Here is a 17,067-nt window from a genome sequence, read left to right on the forward strand (position 1 = left end):
CAGGCTGGGGGCATGGCCGCGACCGTGCCCCTGTCTGCCTGCCTTGGCCCCGGTTGCGCCGCTGCGCTGGTGCTGGGGGTGCTGGCCTGTAGTGCTGCGTCGGCCCTGCTGCCGATGTGGCTGGGCGTGCTGCTGGTGGTGGTGGCGTTGCCGGGCTGGCTGCTGCGCTGGCGCGGCCGGGTGGTGGCGGCCGCCGTATTCGGTCTCGGCTGGGCGACGTGCCACGGCCATGCAGCGCTGCAACAGCAGTGGCCGCCAGGTGCTGCGGCGCAGGTGGTGCAGGTGCGCGGTCGGGTGGTCGATCTGCCGACCCATGCCCGCGACCACACCCGCTTCACGCTGCAGGTCGCGCACGCCGATGGCCTGCCCGCCCTGCGTAGCCGTCGGCTGCAGGTGCGTTGGTCTGCGCTGAAAGGGGCCGAGGCGCGCAACGGCGGCGTTGCCGCGGAGCAGCGCCATGCCGTGCGTGCCGGCGCGCAGTGGCAGCTGGCGTTGCGGATACGAGCGCCGCGTTCGCGCATCAATCCCGGCGGCTTCGACGGTGAACGCCATGCACTGCTGCAGGGGCTGGCAGGCAACGCCAGCGTGCAGCAGCAGCGGCCCCCCCGGCTGCTGCGCCCGGCCCACGGCCTGCTGGCATGGCGCGAATCCTGCAGCGATGCCATCGCCACCCAGGTCGGGCGCCCTTCGGCGCGCTTCGTGCAGGCGCTGGCGCTGGGCGATACCCGCGGGCTGACCGATACCGACTGGGAGCACCTGCGTGCATTGGGCCTGACCCACCTCATTGCGATATCCGGCTTCCACGTGGGGCTGGTGGCCGGCTTCGGTGCGTTGCTGTGTGCAATGTCGTGGCGGCTGTGGGCGCCGCTGGCGGTCCACGTGCCGCGCCCGCAGGCGGCCGCCCTCGCGGCGGCGCTGGCGGCGGGCGGCTACACCTTGCTGGCCGGTGCCGAGCTGCCGACGGTGCGCACGGCCCTGATGATCGCGGTGGTGGCACTGGCCCGGGTGGCGCGGCGGCCCGTATCGGTGCCGCAATGCCTGGCCCTGGCCGCGCTGCTGATGGTGCTGCCGGCACCGTTGTCGATCCTGTCGGCCGGCTTCTGGCTCAGTTTCGGTGGCGTCCTGTGGCTGTTGTGGTGCCTGCCGCAGCAACGCCCGCATGGGCTGTGGCAGCACGTGCGCACCGCGCTGGCGGGGCAGGGCGTGGCCAGCGTCGCGCTGCTGCCGCTGGCGGTCGCGCTGTTCGGCGGAACCGCGCGCTGGGGGCCCCTGCTGAACCTGCCGATCATTCCCTGGTGGAGCCTGGTGGTGGTGCCGGTCGCGCTGGCCGGTACCGCGCTGCACGCCGTGCATGACGGCGCGGGGCGCTGGCCGTGGCGGGCGGCGGCCTGGCTGTTCGAACTCAGCTGGCAGGCGTTGCAGCCGCTGGCGGCGCAGCCACAGGCCATGTGGTGGCTGGCCGAAGCGCCACGCTGGGCACTGCCGGCGGCGGTCGTGGGGGTGTTCTGGTGGCTGCTGCCGCGCGGCAGTGGCGGCCTGCTGGCCGGTGGCGTGTTGTGCCTGCCGCTGCTCTGGCCAGCGGCGCCGGCGCCGCGCCACGGCGAGGTTGAGCTGCTGGTGCACGATGTGGGGCAGGGCGCCGCAGTCCTGGTGAGAACGGCCACCCACGCGCTGTGGTACGACGCCGGGCCGCCCGGCGGCGCCGAGGCAGCGGAGCGGGTGCTGATGCCGGCCGTACGCGCGCTGGGGCAGGCACCGCCACGGCTTCTGCTGCTCAGCCACGATCACCTGGATCACGCCGGCGGGCTGCCGGCACTGCGCCGGCAGCTGCCGGGGCTGCAGGTGCTGGCCCCGCCCGGGCAGGCGCCGCCCGGCGCCCAGGCCTTCTGCCGACAGGGCCTGCGCTGGCAGTGGGACGGGGTCGATTTCCAGGTGCTGCACCCCGGCCGCACCGCGGTCGCGGATGGCAATGAAGCCAGCTGCGTGCTGCGCATTGCCGGCGCCCACGGGGCCGTGCTGTTGCCGGGCGATATCGGCCGCAGCGCCGAACAGCGGCTGCTGCAGGAGCGCCCGCACCACCTGCGCGCCGACGTGGTGCTGGTGCCACACCACGGCAGTGGCGGCAGCTCCAGCCCGGCCTGGGTGGCGGCGGTGCAGCCCCGGCTGGCGCTGGTCTCGGCCGGCCACCAGAACCGCTTTGGCCACCCGAAACGTGACGTAGTGCAGCGCTGGCGCGCAGCGGGCGCCGAAGTGCTGGTCACCGCCGACACCGGCGCGATCCGCGTATGGCTTGGCGCACAAGGCCTGCAGGTGCGCGAACAGCGGGTCCACGCAGCCCGGTGGTGGGATGCCGCTGGGCGGGCACGGTCGGCTGCTATCCTATCGTCGATCGAACAAGCGGCCGATGGGCCGGAGGGTTGAAACGTGTGGGAACTGGTCAAGGCCGGTGGCTGGCCGATGGTGCCGCTGCTGCTGTTGGGCGTACTGGCTTTGGCAATCGTCCTGGAGCGTTTCTGGTCCCTGCGGCGTAACGAGGTGCTGCCGCCTGGCCTGGGCCAGGAAGTGCGCAACTGGGCCGCACGCGGCAAGCTCGACCCGGCCCACCTGCAGACCCTGCGCGCCAACTCGCCGCTGGGCGCCCTGCTGGCGGCCGCGCTGGAAGCCCGCAACCGCCCGCGCGACCAGATCCGCGAGCGCATCGAAGACACCGGCCGCCACCTGGTGCATCGCATGGAACGTTTCCTCAATGCGCTGGGCACCATCGCCTCGGCCGGCCCGCTGCTGGGCCTGCTGGGCACCGTCATCGGCATGATCCAGATGTTCCTGGGCATCCTCGACCACGGCGTGGGCGATGTGAACCAGCTCGCCGGCGGTATCGGCAAGGCGCTGGTCTGCACCGCCACCGGCATGATCGTGGCCATTCCGGCGCTGATGTTCCATCGCTACTTCAAGGGCCGCATCCACGGCTACGTGGTGGAGATGGAGCAGGAGGCCAGTGCCCTGCTGGACACGCTCGATGGTCGCCCGGGGGTGATGAACCCGGCCCCGGTCGCGCGCGCCGCAGCGCCTGCCACGGCCAAGGCCTGATCGATGCGCATCGGCAACGACCGATCCCAGGATGAGCCGCACATCGACCTGGTGCCGCTGATCGACGTCATCCTGGTGCTGATCATCTTCTTCGTGGTCACCACCACCTTCGATGCGCGCTCGACCCTGCAGGTGCAGCTGCCGACGGCCAGCGACCAGCAGAACCCCGAACCGCCGCGTTCGCTTAGCGTGCTGATCAACGCCGAAGGCCGTTACTTCATCAACGACCAGGAAGTGCTGCGCAGCGACGTTGAATCGGTCAAGCAGACCATCGCCGCCGTTGCCGGCAGCGACCGCCAGCAGACCGTGCTGCTGCGCGCCGACGCGCGCACTCCCTACCAGGCCGTGGTCACCGCGCAGGATGCGCTGGGCCAGCTCGGCTTCCGCCGTATCGCAATCGCAACAGCGCCAGAGGTGCGTCCATGAGTTCCAAACACGCGCCAGTGTGGCCGATCTACAAACGCCTGCTCGGCTATACCCGGGCTTACTGGGTGTTCATGGTGGCCGCCGTCATCGCCATGGTGGTCGAGGCCCTGGCCGGGTACCACTTCACCAAGCTGATGGAGCCGCTGGTCAACGAGGGCTTTGTCGACCCGCAGCCGCGCGCTGCCGTCGTGCTGCCGCTGACCATCCTTGGTCTGTTCCTGATGCGCAGCCTGGCGACCTGGGTCAGCGATTACACGCTGGCCAAGACTGGCCGCAGCGTGGTCCGTGACCTGCGTGAGCAGGTGCTGGACAAGTACCTGCACCTGCCGTCCTCGCACTTCGATAGCGAAGCCACGCCGGTGATGGTCAGCCGCCTGAACTTCGACACCGAGCAGGTCACCCAGGCCAGCGCCGATGCGTTGAAGACCATGGTGGCCGACACCCTGACCATCATCGCCATGCTGGTGGTGATGCTGCAGATGAGCGTGAAGGTGACCCTGGCGATGCTGCTGGTGGTGCCGCTGATCGGCGCCATCGTGTCCTACGTCGGCAAGCGCTACCGGCGCATCAGCCGCGGCATCCAGGACGGCATGGGCACCATGGCGCAGACCGCCGAGCAGTCCCTGGCCGCGCAGCAGGAAGTGAAGGTGCACGGCACCCAGCAGCACGAGATCAGCCGCTACTCGCGCCTGGCCAACCGCATGCTGGCGCTGAACATGAAGGTGGAAGTGACCCGTGCGGCCGCCTCCAGCGTGGTCCAGTTCCTGGCCGCGCTGGCGTTGGCGGTGATCGTCTGGGTGTCCACCCGCGAGGCCCTGGCCGGCAAGCTCAACGCGGGTCAGTTCATGGGCCTGATGACCTCGATGATGGCCATCATTCCTTCGCTGCGCAGGTTGACCAGCGTGCAGACGTCGATCTCGCGCGGCGTGGCCGCCGCCGAACGCCTGTTCGGCATCATCGACATGCCGGTGGAGCGTGATACCGGCACCACCCGTGTGCAGCGCGTGCGTGGCGAACTGTCGTTCGACCACGTGATGCTGCGCTACCGCGAAGACAGCGGCATCGCCCTGGACGACATCAGCTTCGTGGCCAGGCCGGGGACGGTGACCGCCATCGTCGGCCGGTCCGGCAGCGGCAAGACCAGCCTGATCCGGCTGGTGCCGCGCTTCTACGAGCCCAGCGGCGGCGTCATCGCGCTCGATGGGGTACCGCTGGACGAGTACCCGCTGTCCGACCTGCGCCGGCAGGTGGCCATGGTCGGGCAGAAGGTCATGCTGTTCGATGACACCATCGCCGCCAACATCGCCTATGGCATGGATGCGACCGACGAACAGATCCGGGCCGCGGCCGAAGCGGCCAATGCCTGGGAGTTCATCGCGCGCATGCCGCAACAGCTGCAGACGCCGGTGGGCGAGAACGGCGCGCTGCTGTCCGGCGGCCAGCGCCAGCGCCTGGCGATTGCCCGCGCGATCCTGCGTGATGCCCCCATCCTGATCCTGGATGAGGCGACCGCGGCGCTGGACAACGAATCCGAACGCCTAGTGCAGGATGCGCTGCAGCGCCTGATGCCCGAGCGCACCACGCTGGTGATCGCGCACCGCCTGTCCACCATCGAACACGCCGACCAGGTGCTGGTGATGGATCACGGCCGTATCGTCGAACGCGGCACCCACCAGGAACTGCTGGCCATGGGCGGGTTGTACCAGCACCTGCACAGCATGCAGTTCCGCGACAGGCAGGACTGATGGCTGCAAAGGGCACCCAGACCCCCGCGTACTGGTATGACGGCAGCCCGGTACCGTGGCCGATGCGCCTGCTGGCACCGGTCTACGCCGGCATTGCCGGCCTGCGCCGGCAGCTGTACCGCCGTGGCTGGCGCAAGCGCCATGCGCTGCCGGTGCCGGTCATCGTGGTCGGCAACATCACCGCGGGCGGCACCGGCAAGACGCCGCTGACGATCGAACTGGTCAACCGCCTGCGCGAGGCCGGCTGGAAGCCGGGCGTGGCCAGCCGTGGCTATGGCCGCGACGACGCCGGCACCGCGCGCTGGGTGGACGCTGATACGTCCACCGCACTGGGCGGTGACGAACCGGTGCTGATCGCCTGGAAAACCGGCGTTCCCGTGCGCGTGGACAGCGACCGCGTGGCCGCGGGCGAGGCGCTGGTGGACGCCGGCTGCAACGTGATCGTCTGTGACGACGGCCTGCAGCATTACCGGTTGGCACGTGACATCGAGATCGAAGTCGTGGACGCACAGCGCCGCTATGGCAACGGCCGGATGATCCCGGCCGGGCCGTTGCGCGAGCCGATCAGCCGCGCCGAGCACTGCGATTTCCGCGTGGTCAACCTGGGCCAGGCCGATGCGGCCGCGGCCGCGCAGGCCTGTGGGTTCGGCCAGTGGCCGATGGCCCTGCAGATCGACAGCGCGCAGCCGCTGCCGGGCGGGCGCAGCCGACCGCTGTCCTCGTTTGCCGGGCAGCGCGTGCATGCGGTGGCCGGCATCGCGCACCCGCAGCGCTTCTTCGACATGCTGCGCGCGCGCGGCATCGGCGTGGTGCCGCACGCGTTCGCCGACCACCAGGTGTACCAGCCGCAGGACCTGTCCTTCGGCAGCCAGTTGCCGGTGCTGATGACCGAAAAAGACGCGGTGAAGTGCCGTGCCTTCGGCAACGACTGGCACTTTGCGGTGCCGCTGCGTGCCGATCTGCCTGCCGCGTTCTGGGTGGCCCTGACCGACCGCCTGGACAAGCTGCGCCCGAACTGAGCGGTCGCCGGGCGCTTGCATCTGCGCGTTGCCGGCCGCATTCCTGCTGTATCGCGCCTGCCGAGTACCGCCTGCATGAATGATTTCGTCGTCGCCATTCCCGCCCGCTATGCCGCTTCGCGGCTGCCCGGCAAGCCGCTGCGGCTGCTCGGCGGCGAACCGCTGGTGCTGCACGTGGCGCACCGTGCGCTGCAGGCCGGTGCGCGCGAGGTCTGGGTCGCCACCGATGACACCCGCATCGCCGACGCGCTTGCCGGGCTGGGTGAGGTGAAGGTGGCGATGACCGCCAGCAGCCATGCCTCCGGTACCGACCGCCTGGCCGAGTGCGCGCGCATTGCCGGCTGGGCCGATGACACGGTCGTGGTCAACCTGCAGGGCGACGAACCGTTTGCGCCAGCCGCGGGCATCCGCGCGGTGGCCCAGGCGCTGGTCGAAGGTGATGCGCCGATGTCGACCCTGGCCACCGCCGTGGAAGACGCCCATACCCTGTTCGATCCGAACGTGGTGAAGCTGGTGCGCAACGTGCGTAACGAGGCGATGTACTTCAGCCGCGCGCCGATCGCCTGGCACCGCGACGGCTTCGCACGCAGCCGCGAGGTGCTGCCGGACGGCCATCGCTGGCTGCGCCACATCGGGATCTATGGTTACCGCGCCGGCTTCCTGCAGCAGTTCGCGGCGATGCCGCCGGGCCAGCTGGAGCAGGTGGAAGCGCTGGAGCAGCTGCGTGTGCTGGAGGCCGGCCATGCGATCAGCGTGGCGATCTCGCCCGAAGCGTTCCCGCCGGGCATCGATACGCCTGAAGACCTGGAACGCGCCGAGGCACGCCTGCAGGCCATGGGCGGCCGATGAAGCTGCTGCTGGTCTGCCTGGGCAACATCTGCCGCTCTCCGATGGCCGAAGGGGCGCTGCGCGCGCGCCTGCAGGCCTCGCCCCTGGCGGGGAGGGTGCAGGTGGATTCGGCCGGCACCGGTGACTGGCATGTCGGCGAGCCGCCGGATCGGCGTGCGATCGCCTGCGCGGCACGCCATGGCGTGGACATCAGCGGCCTGCGCGCACGCCAGCTGCAGGCCGCCGATTTCGACCGCTTCGATTGGGTGTTGTGCGCCGATGGGGCCAATCTGCGCGATGCCGGGCGCCTGACGGATGCACCGGGCAGGGACCGGCTGGCGCTGTACCTGCCGTGGGCGGGGCTGCGCGGTGGCGCCATTCCCGACCCCTACACCGGCGGCCAGGATCACTTCGAGCAGGTCTGGACAATGGTCGATGACGCGGCGAAATCTGTCGTGGCACGACTGTTGCATGACGCCGACTCCGGCATAATCGAGCCATGAACGTCCAGCCCGTCCCGGACCTGCCGGAATTCGCTACGTGGCTCAATGCCGCGCCCTGCACCCTGACTGAGCTGCGGGGCCGGCCGGTCGCGTTGCTGTTCGTCAACGCCGCCTCGGCGTGGAGCGCGCAGCGCCTGGCCGAGTTCGGCCAGTGGCTGTCGCGCAATCCCGGCAAGCTGCAGCCGCTGGTGCTGCAGGTGCCGCGCTTCGATTTCGAGCGTGAAGCGCCTGCCGCGTTGAAGCTGCTGCGCCGGCAGGGGCTGGTGATGCCGGCCCTGCTGGATGCCGACTGGGACGGCTGGCGCCGCTTCGGCGTAACGGCGTGGCCGACCCTGGTGTTGCTGGACGCGCAGGGGCGCGAGCAGCAACGGCTGGTGGGCATGGGCGCACCGGGCGAGCTGGAGCGGGCGCTCAATGCGCTGTGCGAAGGCGCGCCGGCCGCGCCGCCGCGCGGTGGCAGCGAACTGCAGCCCGAGCCACGGCACCCGCTGCGCTTCCCGCTGGGGTTGGCAGTCAGCCAGGAACGGCTGTACATCGCCGACAGCGGCCACCACCGCATCCTCGAATGCAGCCATGGTGGGCGCGTGCTGCGCCAGTTCGGCCTGGGCACCGCCGATTTCATGGACGGCAACCTGGCTGAGGCGGCCTTCCACCGCCCGCAGGGCCTGGCCCTGGAGCGCGAATCACTCTACGTGGCCGACACCGGCAACCACGCCGTGCGCCGCATCAACCTGATGACCGGCCAGGTCGACACCGTGTGTGGCAACGGTCGCCCCGGTGCCCCGGTGGAGGGCCCGGTGGCGCAGGCCCGCCAGGTGTCACTGGACCACCCGGTCGGGCTGGCCATCGCCGACAACCAGCTGCACATCGCCATGGCCGGCGACAACCGCCTGTGGAGCTTCCATCTGGGCCTGCGCAGCCTGCAGTGGCGCGCCGGCAGCGGTGCCATCGACGAGCGCGATGGCAGCGGCCACCTGGCGGCCTTTGCCCAGCCCACGGCGGTGGCGGTGGTGCAGCAGGTGCTGTACGTGGCCGACGCGCTGGGCTCGTCGATCCGTGCGCTGCAGCTGCGCGGCGACCTGGTGCAGACCCTGATCGGGCAGGGCGCCTGGCGCTTCGGCGATGACGATGGCCCGCGCGCGCAGGCCAGCCTGCAGTTCCCGCAGGCGATTGCGCTCAGCCCCGATGCGCCCCTGCTGTGGATCGCCGATACCGGCAACGGCCGCCTGCGCACGCTGCGCCTGGGCGGCGGCGAACTGGTGACCCAGCCGCTGCCACGTCGCCTGCAGGGCCCGGCCGGGCTTGCGGTGGGTGCTGGCGCAGTGTGGATTGCCGAAACCGACGGCCACGCCGTGCTGCGCTTCGATCCCGACAGCGGCGTGCTGAGCGAAGTGCCGATCAGCGAATGAGTTCCGCGTCTGCCCCGGCCTTCGACGGCAAGGCCTTCGCGGGCCAGTTGAGTACTGCGCCCGGCGTCTACCGCATGTACGCCGCCGACGACACGCTGCTGTACGTGGGCAAGGCGCGCGCGCTGCGCAACCGCGTCGGCAGCTACTTCAACGGCAGCCCGAAGAATGCGCGCATCATGTCGATGCTGTCGCAGATCGCGCGCATGGACGTGACGGTCACGCGGTCGGAAGCCGAAGCGCTGCTGCTGGAAAACCAGCTGATCAAATCGCTGTCGCCGCGCTACAACGTGTCCCTGCGCGACGACAAGACGTACCCGCACGTGCTGCTGACCCGCGAAGACTGGCCGCGCATCGCCCTGCATCGCGGCCCGCGCGCCATTCCCGGGCGCTACTTCGGTCCGTACCCGGGCGTCACCGCGGTGCGCGAAACGCTGAACCTGATGCACAAGCTGTTCAAGCTGCGCAGCTGCGAAGACAGCGTGTTCCGTAACCGCTCGCGGCCCTGCCTGCAGTACCAGATCGGTCGCTGCAGCGCGCCGTGCGTGGACCTGGTGCCGGCCAACGAATACGCCGAATCCGTGCGTCGCGCCGCGCTGTTCCTGGAAGGCAAAAGCGACGAGCTGACCCGCGAACTGGGCGAGCAGATGCAGCAGGCCAGCGAGGCGCTGGAGTTCGAGCAGGCCGCGCGCCTGCGCGATCTGATCGCCTCGCTGCGCAGCATGCAGACGCGCCAGTACGTGGACGGCCGCGCTGCCGACCTGGACGTGCTGGCCGTGGCCATGCAGGGCTCTCAGGCCTGCGTGCTGCTGCTGGCGTTCCGTGATGGCCGCAACCTGGGCACGCGCCCGTTCTTCCCGCGCACCAACGGCGAAGAGAGCCCGGAAGAAGTGCTGGCGGCCTTCGTGTCGCAGTACTACATCGAGTTCGAACCGCCGCGCGAGATCCTGCTCGACCGCGAGATTCCCGATGCCGATCTGCTGGTGGCGGCGCTGTCGGCCTCGGCCGAGCGCAAGGTGCAGTTGAAGTGGAACGTGCGCGGCGAGCGCGCCGGCTATGTGGAGCTGGCCAGCCGCAATGCGCAGCTGACCCTGGCCACCGAGCTCAACAGCCGCAATGCGCAGCATGCGCGCAGCGATGCCCTGCGCGAAATGCTGGGCCTGGCCGAACCGGTCAAGCGGGTTGAGTGCTTCGATATCAGCCACACCATGGGCGAGGCGACCGTGGCCTCGTGCGTGGTGTTCGATGCGGCCGGCCCGGTGCGCGCGCAGTACCGTCGCTTCAACATCAGCGGCATCGAACCGGGCGATGACTACGCCGCCATGCACCAGGCCATCGACCGCCGTTTCCGCCGCGCGGTGGAAGAGCAGGGGGTACTGCCGGATGTGCTGCTGATCGATGGTGGTGCCGGCCAGCTGGCGCAGGCACAGGCCGCGCTGGCCGACCTGGGCGTGGAAGGGGTGCTGCTGGTGGGCGTGGCCAAAGGCGTGGAGCGCCGCGCCGGCCACGAAGCACTGGTGATGCCCGACGGCCGCGAACTGCGCCCCGGTGCCGCCAATCCCGCCCTGCAGTTCATCCAACAGGTGCGCGACGAGGCGCACCGGTTCGCCATCACCGGTCACCGTGGGCGGCGGCAGAAGGCACGCATGACCAGCAAGCTGGAAGACATTCCCGGCATCGGCCCCCGCCGACGCGCCAGCCTGCTCAAGCATTTCGGCGGGCTGGTCGGGCTGAAAGCCGCCGGTGAAGCGGAAATCGCCAAGGTGGAAGGCATCAATGACGCCCTCGCGGCGCGCATCTACGCTAACCTGCACGGGTTGGCCACGCCGGACGCGGCCGAATAGAGAGAGAAGCAAGCCGCATGAAGTTGACCCTGCCCACCTGGCTGACGTTGTTGCGGATCGTGATGATCCCGGTGCTGGTGCTGGTGTTCTACCTGCCCTACACCTGGACCAACTTCGCGTCCGCGGCGATCTTCGGCCTGGCCGCGATCACCGACTGGCTGGACGGCTGGATCGCGCGCCGTTATGGCCTGGAATCGGCGTTCGGCGCCTTCCTCGATCCGGTGGCGGACAAGCTGATGGTGGCCGTGGCGCTGTTCCTGATCGTGCAGGGCCACCCCACGCCGTGGATGGCGTTCTGGGCGGCGGTGATCGTCGGCCGTGAGATCGCGGTGTCGGCACTGCGCGAGTGGATGGCCGAACTGGGGCAGCGCGCCAAAGTGCGGGTGGCGATGATCGGCAAGGTCAAGACCACCGCGCAGATGGTTGCGCTGCTGTGCCTGCTGTACTCGGTGGCGCCGAACGTGCCGGTGGACGACATCTGGATGGGGCCGCCGGTGTTCCATATCGGTGACTGGACCCTGGCCATCGCCGCCGTGCTGACCCTGTGGTCGGGCCTGCAGTACCTGCACGCCGCATGGCCCAGCCTGCGCGAAGACGAACGCGCCGCACGCGAGCGCTCCCGGCAGAAGAAGCTGGGCAACTGAGCCCCGGGGTCGGATCCCTTTCCGCAGGAAAGGGCTCTGACCCCACGGTCGCAGCCATCCACGCATGGCGTGGATCTACTGACCCCAAACGTGCCTCCATCCACGCATGGCGTGGATCTACTGACCCCAGGCGTGCCGCCATCCACGCATGGGGTGGATCTACTGACCCCAGGCGTGCCGCCATCCACGCATGGCGTGGATCTACTGGCCAATGCATCGCGCACCGTAGTAGATCCACGCCGTGCGTGGATACGCGATGCCGAATCCCGCTGAAATCCACCCGAAAAAATCGCTTGACGCCATTCACAGAACCGGTAGAATTTCGCCTCCCAAGCGGGAATAGCTCAGTTGGTAGAGCGCAACCTTGCCAAGGTTGAGGTCGCGAGTTCGAGTCTCGTTTCCCGCTCCAGATTCAAGAAAGACGCTCCCGACAGGGGGCGTTTTTCGTATGCGACAGCGCTGCCGATGTTTGCGTGCCAGATGCAGAAAAACGCTTGACGTCCTGCGCAGAACCAGTATTATTTCGCCTCCCAAGCGGGAATAGCTCAGTTGGTAGAGCGCAACCTTGCCAAGGTTGAGGTCGCGAGTTCGAGTCTCGTTTCCCGCTCCAGATTCAAGAAGAACGCTCCCGCACGGGGGCGTTTTTCGTTTGTGCCCGGCGTCTGCCAACGGCCCTGCACAGCGTGACCACGCAGATGCCCAGCAGCGCCAGCAGCAACGCCAGATCCAGCACCAGCAACCACAGCAGGTGCGCGCCTTGTACCGGTGGTTGATGCATGGCGCCGGCCGCCCACAACAGCGACCACGCCAGCACCGGCAGCAGCGCGATCGGCAACCGCCACCACAGGCCACGAAACGCCCAAGGTCGGGCGATCACGACAAGCAGCGCCAATACGCCCGCGCCGGACAGCGCGAGCCAGGCAACCGACGCGGCGGGATAGGGCAGGGTGGCACCGTCTTCCAGGTGTCGCAGCTGCCAGTAGTCGGGCGTGTAGCCGGCCGAGATCAGCAGGGCCAGCAGGACCAGCCAGAGCAGGCTGGCCAGCAGTGTGGTGAGCAGGACGGGGCGAGTGAACATGTGCGCGTGAAGACTGTTGACGGCGTGAAGGAATTTGGACACAATAGCGCTCCTTCGACACAGGTCGAACGGAATCTGCGGGAATAGCTCAGTTGGTAGAGCGCAACCTTGCCAAGGTTGAGGTCGCGAGTTCGAGTCTCGTTTCCCGCTCCAGATTCGATGAGGCCCCCACAAGGGGCCTTGTTTTTCTCCCACCCTGGCAGGGCGGGGCACGTTGGGCCGCAAGGCTTTTCGCGCAGTCAGAAAAGTGAAAACAAGCGTCAAATCGCTGGTGTGGTTCCCGGTCTTCCGGTATCATCACGGCTTACGCGGGAATAGCTCAGTTGGTAGAGCGCAACCTTGCCAAGGTTGAGGTCGCGAGTTCGAGTCTCGTTTCCCGCTCCATGTTCCGACAGAGCCCCATCACGGGGTTTTGTCATATCAGGGCCACCCCCTGGTAGCGGTACGTTGGCCTCATGGCAGAGTGGCTATGCACCGGATTGCAAATCCGTTTACAGCGGTTCGATTCCGCTTGAGGCCTCCAGATGAAAAGCCCTGACTCCGGTCCGGGCTTTTTTTTTGCGTCGCGCGTGTTCACCGCTCGCAGCAGTGTGTCGCAGCGCTCAGTGCCGCCGAACCACCGCGGCGTACACTGAAGCGATGAACCCGATCGACAACTTCCGCGGCGCGCTGCTGGGCCTCGCCTGCGGTGATGCCGTTGGCACCACCGTGGAATTCAAGCCGCGCGGCAGCTTCACGCCCCTCACCGACATGGTGGGCGGCGGTCCGTTCAACCTGCAGCGCGGGCAATGGACCGACGACACCTCGATGGCCATGTGCCTGGCCGAAAGCCTGCTGCGCTGTGATGACTTCGATGCACGCGACCAGATGAACCGCTATGCGAACTGGTATCGGCACGGCTACTGGAGCGCCACCGGCGAATGCTTCGATATCGGCATGGCCACGCGTTCGGCGCTCGATCAGTTCCTGCTGACCGGTCAGCCGCTGGCCGGCAACGACGATCCGCGCAGTGCCGGCAATGGTTCGATCATGCGCCTGGCACCGGTGGTGCTGCGCTACGCCGGTCTGCCGGAACTGCCGGCCATGGCCGAACTGAGCTCGCGCACCACCCACGCCGCGCGCGAATGCCTGGATGCGTGCCGCCTGTTCGCGGTCGCGCTGCAGCGGGCACTGGCCGGTGCCAGCAAGGCGCAGGTGCTGGATCTGCGCGAAGTGGCCGTGGAGAGCGAGCGCCTGCGTGACATCGCCGCCGGTGGCTACCGCCCGCGCAGTCGCGGGCAGATCCGTGGCAGCGGTTACGTGGTGGACAGTCTGGAAGCGGCGTTGTGGTGCTTCGCGCAGCACGATGATTTCGCTGCGGTGGTGCTGGAAGCCGCCAATCTGGGGGACGACGCCGACACCACCGCTGCAGTGGCGGGGCAGCTGGCCGGTGCCTTCCACGGCATGGCCGGCATTCCACCGCAGTGGCTGCAGTGGCTGGCGCTGCGCGCGCAGATCCAGGCGTTGGCCGATGGTTTGTTCCAGCGCAACGTCGTGGCGCACGCGGCAACGGTGTGATCGGGCTGCATCGTTCACATTTGCCGCCGGCCCGCTGCCAGCGTAGCGTAGCGGCGTTGGGCCACGCGGCCCGTGGACAGGAGGTCTGCCATGCACGCGATGTTGAAGGTCGTCCTGGGTATTGCACTGCTGGCGGCCGCACCATGGGCGTCGGCGCAGGTGTACAAGTGCAAGGGCGCGTCCGGCGAAACGGTCTATTCGCAGGACCCCTGCGGCAAGGGCGCCGAACCGGTGAAGCTGCGTTCGAACCGCGCGGCCACCGAAACCGCCGGTGAAGCGGCCAATCGCTCGGCGGTCTATCGCACCACGGAACTCAGTGATGCCGGCATTGCCGAGCGCAACTGCCTGCAGAGCGAGCAGTCACGCATCTACGGCCCGTTGGACGCACGCTCGCAGGCGGTCAGCCGCCAGGTCGCCGATCTGAATCGCCAGTTGGCGGCCACCAGCGGCGGCCTGGCCGGCGCCACCGCCGATGCCGGCATCCGCGCGCAGATTTCCAGCCTGCAGCAGTCGCTCAGCGCCGAACGCAGTGCCGCCGATGGGCAGATGTCGGCCGCACGTGACCGCTGTTCGGCCGCGCGCCGCGACCGCGAAAGGGAAGTCCACGACAAGTACAGCCAGCCCACCAGCGCCGCCGGATGAGCCCGCGGGCGCCGGCCCAGTCTCAAACCGCCAAGACATGCCAAGGCGCTATGGTCGGGGTCCAGGTAGTCAGGAGCGGCGATGGCAGGCAAGCACATGAACACCGAAGGGCACCGCGCGGGGGACTGCGCATGAAGCAGCCGATTGCCGACGTCCGCTGGCTCACGTTCCGGCTGAAGAACGGGCAGTCGATCGGGCCCGACCAGTTGAAGGATGGCTGGGTGACAGCCGCGGGAACCCGCCACTGCGGGGTGCGGCGCGAACGCAACGAAGGCCACGGCACCGTCTATGCGCTGTACGCGCCGGCAGACCTGGCATCGCCGCGCACCGCTGAACTGCGCATGCGCGATTTCCTGATGCGGTCCGGCTACATCTTCACCATGGGGACGCTGGGCGGCTGAGTAGCGCGGGAATCACGGCCGCACGGTCAGCACCTGGCCGATGCTGCCGATCGGCCCGTGCATGTCGTGCAGCACGGTACTGGTCAGACCGATGCCCTGTGGGCCGAACGATACCGACGTATCGAAGCCCAGCCACTCGCCCTGCGGCAGGGTGAACAGATGCGCGGTCAGGTCCAGGTTGGGGAAGGCAATGTCCTTCGGGTCGGCGCGCACGGCCATGCCATTGGACAGGTCGAACAGGGTGGCCGCGCGCGCCAGCGCACTCACCGGCTCGTCGGCCAACAGCGGCTGCAGGGCACGCGCCCAGTACTGCGCGCGGCCGGGCCCGTGGTCCAGGCGGCGGACCTGCACGTTCTGGATGAAACCGCCCGGCCACACGCTGGCCGGATCCCACGCCGGCATGGTCTCGGCCGAGGGCAGGGGCGCAATCGGCGTTCCAGCGATGGCGGCGGTCGCGTTCGGGCGCAGCAGCCAGGCGCGCGCGCGCAGTGCGGCCCGATCGTCGTGCAGCAGCGTGGCTTCCACCAGTTCGATGGTGCGACCGCCGCGCAGGACTTCGATGCGTGCGTCCATCGCGTCGATCGGAATCGTGCCCAGGATGTCGTAGGACAGGCGCCCGATCACGAAGCCATGTCCGCGCGCGGCGGCATCGCGCTCGATGTGGTGGGCCAGCAGGCCGATCGCCGGTGCGATGTGCTGTTCGTGGATGTTCCACGCGCCGCTGGTGTGGGCGGTGGGCAGGTAGCGGGTATCACTCAGTCGTTCGAAGAAGGACATCGCTGCAGCAGCATGAGGAAACGCTCTATCGTAGCGCGGCGCCTTCGCTGTGCAGGGCGGCGGGTACGACCGCGGCGCGCACGGTCTGCAGGGCCTGCAGCACCTGCGCATCGCTGAAGCCGCAGTGGCCTTCCCCTGCTGCCGGCAACTGCCGCAGTCGCGCAGCGGCCCCGGCGCGCGTTGCCAGCTGCGGATACACCGCCTGCATGTGCGGCACGATGGTCGGATCGCCTGTGTTGAACTGCACTGCCACCGGTCGTTGCAGCGCGCCGCTCAGGGCCAGCGGCCCGCGCACGTAGCGCTGTGCGGCAGGCGCGGCACGCACGCGTGCGACGCCGGCATTGAATGCGGGGTCATCGCCGAAGCCGCTGTAGCGCACCGCGACGTTGCCCACCGGCATGCCGCCGGCACGTTCGATCAGCTCGTGCAGCACCAGCGCATGCAGGCTGATCGTGCCCGCCAGCGCGTCTGGCTGCACCTGCAGTCGCGTGGCCAACAACGCAGCGGCGTCCGCATCGCCCTGCAACGCGGTGGCGATGCCCTGGTACAGCGTCGCCTGTGGCAGGGCGGCGGTTTCGGCAGCCAGCAATCCGCTACGCGGCAGGCCCTCGGCTTGGCGGAAGAAATAGTCGAACGCGATGAGGGTGGTCAGCAGGTCGCTGGCCAGTACCTCGCCGGGCAGGTTGGCGCCGCACAGCGCCACACCGCCGTCGTAGCCCTGCGGCGTGCGTTCAAGGGTGGCCAGGGTCACCGCGCCGCCCATGGAAAAGCCCAGCAGCCAAGTGTGCCGCAGCCCCGGCAACTGCGCCAGCACCTGGCGGCGCAGACGTTCTGTATCGGCGATGGCATCGGCAACGGCCCAGCCCTGCGAGGCATAGGCACTCTGCGCTACGGCAAACCCCGCGCCGGTCAGAGCCGCGGTGGCGTCATTGGCGGCCATCGGTGTCGGCCGCGGTACCCCCTTGGGCTCATAGCCGTGGGCGAGCATCACCAGCTCGCCGTTCCAGCCGGCAGGAACGTCCAGCCGCCAGGGGGCGCCCTGCAGTACGCCGTCCAGAGTGCGCGCGGTGCCTGCGGTCGCGCCGTCGGCGCAGGCCACGCGCTGCATCG

At 69.0% G+C, this 17,067-nt stretch carries 16 protein-coding genes and 5 tRNA genes; 18 read left to right on the plus strand and 3 right to left on the minus strand.

What is annotated here, in order from left to right:
* Positions 1 to 12: 12 nt before the first annotated feature.
* The 12 genes from C1930_RS07495 to C1930_RS07550 all read left to right on the plus strand — a co-directional run bounded on the left by C1930_RS07495 (position 13) and on the right by C1930_RS07550 (position 12,112).
* Entirely contained in the window at positions 13 to 2,421 is a 2,409-nt protein-coding gene (locus C1930_RS07495) for a DNA internalization-related competence protein ComEC/Rec2 (protein ID WP_108771423.1), read from the plus strand.
* 3 nt (positions 2,422 to 2,424) lie between these two features.
* Complete coding sequence (locus C1930_RS07500) at positions 2,425 to 3,087, plus strand: MotA/TolQ/ExbB proton channel family protein (RefSeq protein ID WP_108749182.1); 663 nt, start codon at positions 2,425 to 2,427, stop codon at positions 3,085 to 3,087.
* A gap of 3 nt (positions 3,088 to 3,090) precedes the next feature.
* The gene (locus C1930_RS07505) at positions 3,091 to 3,513 is read left to right on the plus strand and encodes a biopolymer transporter ExbD (RefSeq protein ID WP_108749183.1); all 423 of its coding nucleotides are present in this window, start codon (positions 3,091 to 3,093) and stop codon (positions 3,511 to 3,513) included.
* Positions 3,510 to 5,258 carry a lipid A export permease/ATP-binding protein MsbA gene (gene msbA, locus C1930_RS07510; protein ID WP_108752701.1) on the plus strand — a complete coding sequence of 583 codons (1,749 nt, stop codon included), beginning with the start codon at positions 3,510 to 3,512 and terminating at the stop codon, positions 5,256 to 5,258. The genes C1930_RS07505 and msbA overlap by 4 nt, the downstream gene beginning before the upstream one ends.
* Positions 5,258 to 6,277, plus strand: coding sequence for a tetraacyldisaccharide 4'-kinase (gene lpxK / locus C1930_RS07515; protein ID WP_108771424.1), 1,020 nt, complete (start codon positions 5,258 to 5,260; stop codon positions 6,275 to 6,277). Before msbA ends, lpxK begins: the two co-directional genes overlap by 1 nt.
* A 75-nt stretch (positions 6,278 to 6,352) precedes the next feature.
* Positions 6,353 to 7,126: a 3-deoxy-manno-octulosonate cytidylyltransferase gene (gene kdsB, locus C1930_RS07520; RefSeq protein ID WP_108755866.1), complete on the plus strand. Its 774-nt coding sequence runs from the start codon at positions 6,353 to 6,355 to the stop codon at positions 7,124 to 7,126.
* Positions 7,123 to 7,608 carry a low molecular weight protein-tyrosine-phosphatase gene (locus C1930_RS07525; protein WP_108755867.1) on the plus strand — a complete coding sequence of 162 codons (486 nt, stop codon included), beginning with the start codon at positions 7,123 to 7,125 and terminating at the stop codon, positions 7,606 to 7,608. The genes kdsB and C1930_RS07525 overlap by 4 nt, the downstream gene beginning before the upstream one ends.
* Entirely contained in the window at positions 7,605 to 9,017 is a 1,413-nt protein-coding gene (locus C1930_RS07530; protein ID WP_108755868.1) for a hypothetical protein, read from the plus strand. The genes C1930_RS07525 and C1930_RS07530 overlap by 4 nt, the downstream gene beginning before the upstream one ends.
* Positions 9,014 to 10,858, plus strand: a complete 1,845-nt coding sequence (gene uvrC, locus C1930_RS07535; protein WP_108752706.1) for an excinuclease ABC subunit UvrC — start codon at positions 9,014 to 9,016, stop codon at positions 10,856 to 10,858. Before C1930_RS07530 ends, uvrC begins: the two co-directional genes overlap by 4 nt.
* A gap of 17 nt (positions 10,859 to 10,875) precedes the next feature.
* The gene (pgsA, locus tag C1930_RS07540) at positions 10,876 to 11,502 is read left to right on the plus strand and encodes a CDP-diacylglycerol--glycerol-3-phosphate 3-phosphatidyltransferase (protein ID WP_108755869.1); all 627 of its coding nucleotides are present in this window, start codon (positions 10,876 to 10,878) and stop codon (positions 11,500 to 11,502) included.
* 333 nt (positions 11,503 to 11,835) lie between these two features.
* A tRNA-Gly gene (locus C1930_RS07545) sits at positions 11,836 to 11,911 on the plus strand.
* A gap of 125 nt (positions 11,912 to 12,036) precedes the next feature.
* Positions 12,037 to 12,112, plus strand: a tRNA-Gly gene (locus C1930_RS07550).
* Positions 12,113 to 12,115: 3 nt separating this feature from the next.
* On the opposite strand, the gene C1930_RS07555 is transcribed toward C1930_RS07550, so the two are convergent.
* Complete coding sequence (locus C1930_RS07555) at positions 12,116 to 12,622, minus strand: hypothetical protein (RefSeq protein ID WP_159093570.1); 507 nt, start codon at positions 12,620 to 12,622, stop codon at positions 12,116 to 12,118.
* 35 nt (positions 12,623 to 12,657) lie between these two features.
* On the opposite strand from C1930_RS07555, the gene C1930_RS07560 reads away from it, so the two are divergent.
* The 6 genes from C1930_RS07560 to C1930_RS07585 all read left to right on the plus strand — a co-directional run bounded on the left by C1930_RS07560 (position 12,658) and on the right by C1930_RS07585 (position 15,180).
* Positions 12,658 to 12,733: transfer RNA gene (locus tag C1930_RS07560), tRNA-Gly, on the plus strand.
* 155 nt (positions 12,734 to 12,888) lie between these two features.
* A tRNA-Gly gene (locus C1930_RS07565) sits at positions 12,889 to 12,964 on the plus strand.
* A 65-nt stretch (positions 12,965 to 13,029) separates the two neighbouring features.
* A tRNA-Cys gene (locus C1930_RS07570) sits at positions 13,030 to 13,103 on the plus strand.
* A gap of 116 nt (positions 13,104 to 13,219) precedes the next feature.
* Entirely contained in the window at positions 13,220 to 14,137 is a 918-nt protein-coding gene (locus C1930_RS07575; protein WP_108755871.1) for an ADP-ribosylglycohydrolase family protein, read from the plus strand.
* 90 nt (positions 14,138 to 14,227) lie between these two features.
* A complete protein-coding gene (locus C1930_RS07580) occupies positions 14,228 to 14,779 on the plus strand; it encodes a DUF4124 domain-containing protein (protein ID WP_234412746.1) in 552 nt (183 codons plus the stop codon).
* Between the two features lie 131 nt (positions 14,780 to 14,910).
* Positions 14,911 to 15,180 (plus strand): hypothetical protein, encoded by a 270-nt coding sequence (locus tag C1930_RS07585; protein ID WP_108749195.1) that lies wholly within the window; start codon positions 14,911 to 14,913, stop codon positions 15,178 to 15,180.
* A 12-nt stretch (positions 15,181 to 15,192) separates the two neighbouring features.
* Here C1930_RS07585 and C1930_RS07590 read toward each other — a convergent pair whose 3' ends face one another.
* Both C1930_RS07590 and C1930_RS07595 read right to left on the minus strand, forming a co-directional pair.
* Positions 15,193 to 15,957: a thioesterase family protein gene (locus C1930_RS07590; protein ID WP_108771425.1), complete on the minus strand. Its 765-nt coding sequence runs from the start codon at positions 15,955 to 15,957 to the stop codon at positions 15,193 to 15,195.
* A gap of 25 nt (positions 15,958 to 15,982) precedes the next feature.
* Entirely contained in the window at positions 15,983 to 17,065 is a 1,083-nt protein-coding gene (locus C1930_RS07595; protein ID WP_234412774.1) for an alpha/beta hydrolase, read from the minus strand.
* Between the last annotated feature and the right edge of the window lie 2 nt (positions 17,066 to 17,067).

Origin of the sequence: Stenotrophomonas sp. SAU14A_NAIMI4_8, from assembly GCF_003086695.1 — a bacterium.
Classification (GTDB): Bacteria; Pseudomonadota; Gammaproteobacteria; order Xanthomonadales; family Xanthomonadaceae; genus Stenotrophomonas.

Coding starts and splice junctions, on each gene's coding strand:
- C1930_RS07495 (WP_108771423.1), top strand. CDS start 13: ATGGCCGCGACCGTGCCCCTGTCTGCCTGCCTTGGCCCCGGTTGCGCC.
- C1930_RS07505 (WP_108749183.1), top strand. CDS start 3,091: ATGCGCATCGGCAACGACCGATCCCAGGATGAGCCGCACATCGACCTG.
- msbA (WP_108752701.1), top strand. CDS start 3,510: ATGAGTTCCAAACACGCGCCAGTGTGGCCGATCTACAAACGCCTGCTC.
- lpxK (WP_108771424.1), top strand. CDS start 5,258: ATGGCTGCAAAGGGCACCCAGACCCCCGCGTACTGGTATGACGGCAGC.
- kdsB (WP_108755866.1), top strand. CDS start 6,353: ATGAATGATTTCGTCGTCGCCATTCCCGCCCGCTATGCCGCTTCGCGG.
- C1930_RS07525 (WP_108755867.1), top strand. CDS start 7,123: ATGAAGCTGCTGCTGGTCTGCCTGGGCAACATCTGCCGCTCTCCGATG.
- C1930_RS07530 (WP_108755868.1), top strand. CDS start 7,605: ATGAACGTCCAGCCCGTCCCGGACCTGCCGGAATTCGCTACGTGGCTC.
- uvrC (WP_108752706.1), top strand. CDS start 9,014: ATGAGTTCCGCGTCTGCCCCGGCCTTCGACGGCAAGGCCTTCGCGGGC.
- pgsA (WP_108755869.1), top strand. CDS start 10,876: ATGAAGTTGACCCTGCCCACCTGGCTGACGTTGTTGCGGATCGTGATG.
- C1930_RS07575 (WP_108755871.1), top strand. CDS start 13,220: ATGAACCCGATCGACAACTTCCGCGGCGCGCTGCTGGGCCTCGCCTGC.
- C1930_RS07580 (WP_234412746.1), top strand. CDS start 14,228: ATGCACGCGATGTTGAAGGTCGTCCTGGGTATTGCACTGCTGGCGGCC.
- C1930_RS07585 (WP_108749195.1), top strand. CDS start 14,911: ATGAAGCAGCCGATTGCCGACGTCCGCTGGCTCACGTTCCGGCTGAAG.
- C1930_RS07590 (WP_108771425.1), bottom strand. CDS start 15,957: ATGTCCTTCTTCGAACGACTGAGTGATACCCGCTACCTGCCCACCGCC.
- C1930_RS07595 (WP_234412774.1), bottom strand. CDS start 17,065: ATGCAGCGCGTGGCCTGCGCCGACGGCGCGACCGCAGGCACCGCGCGC.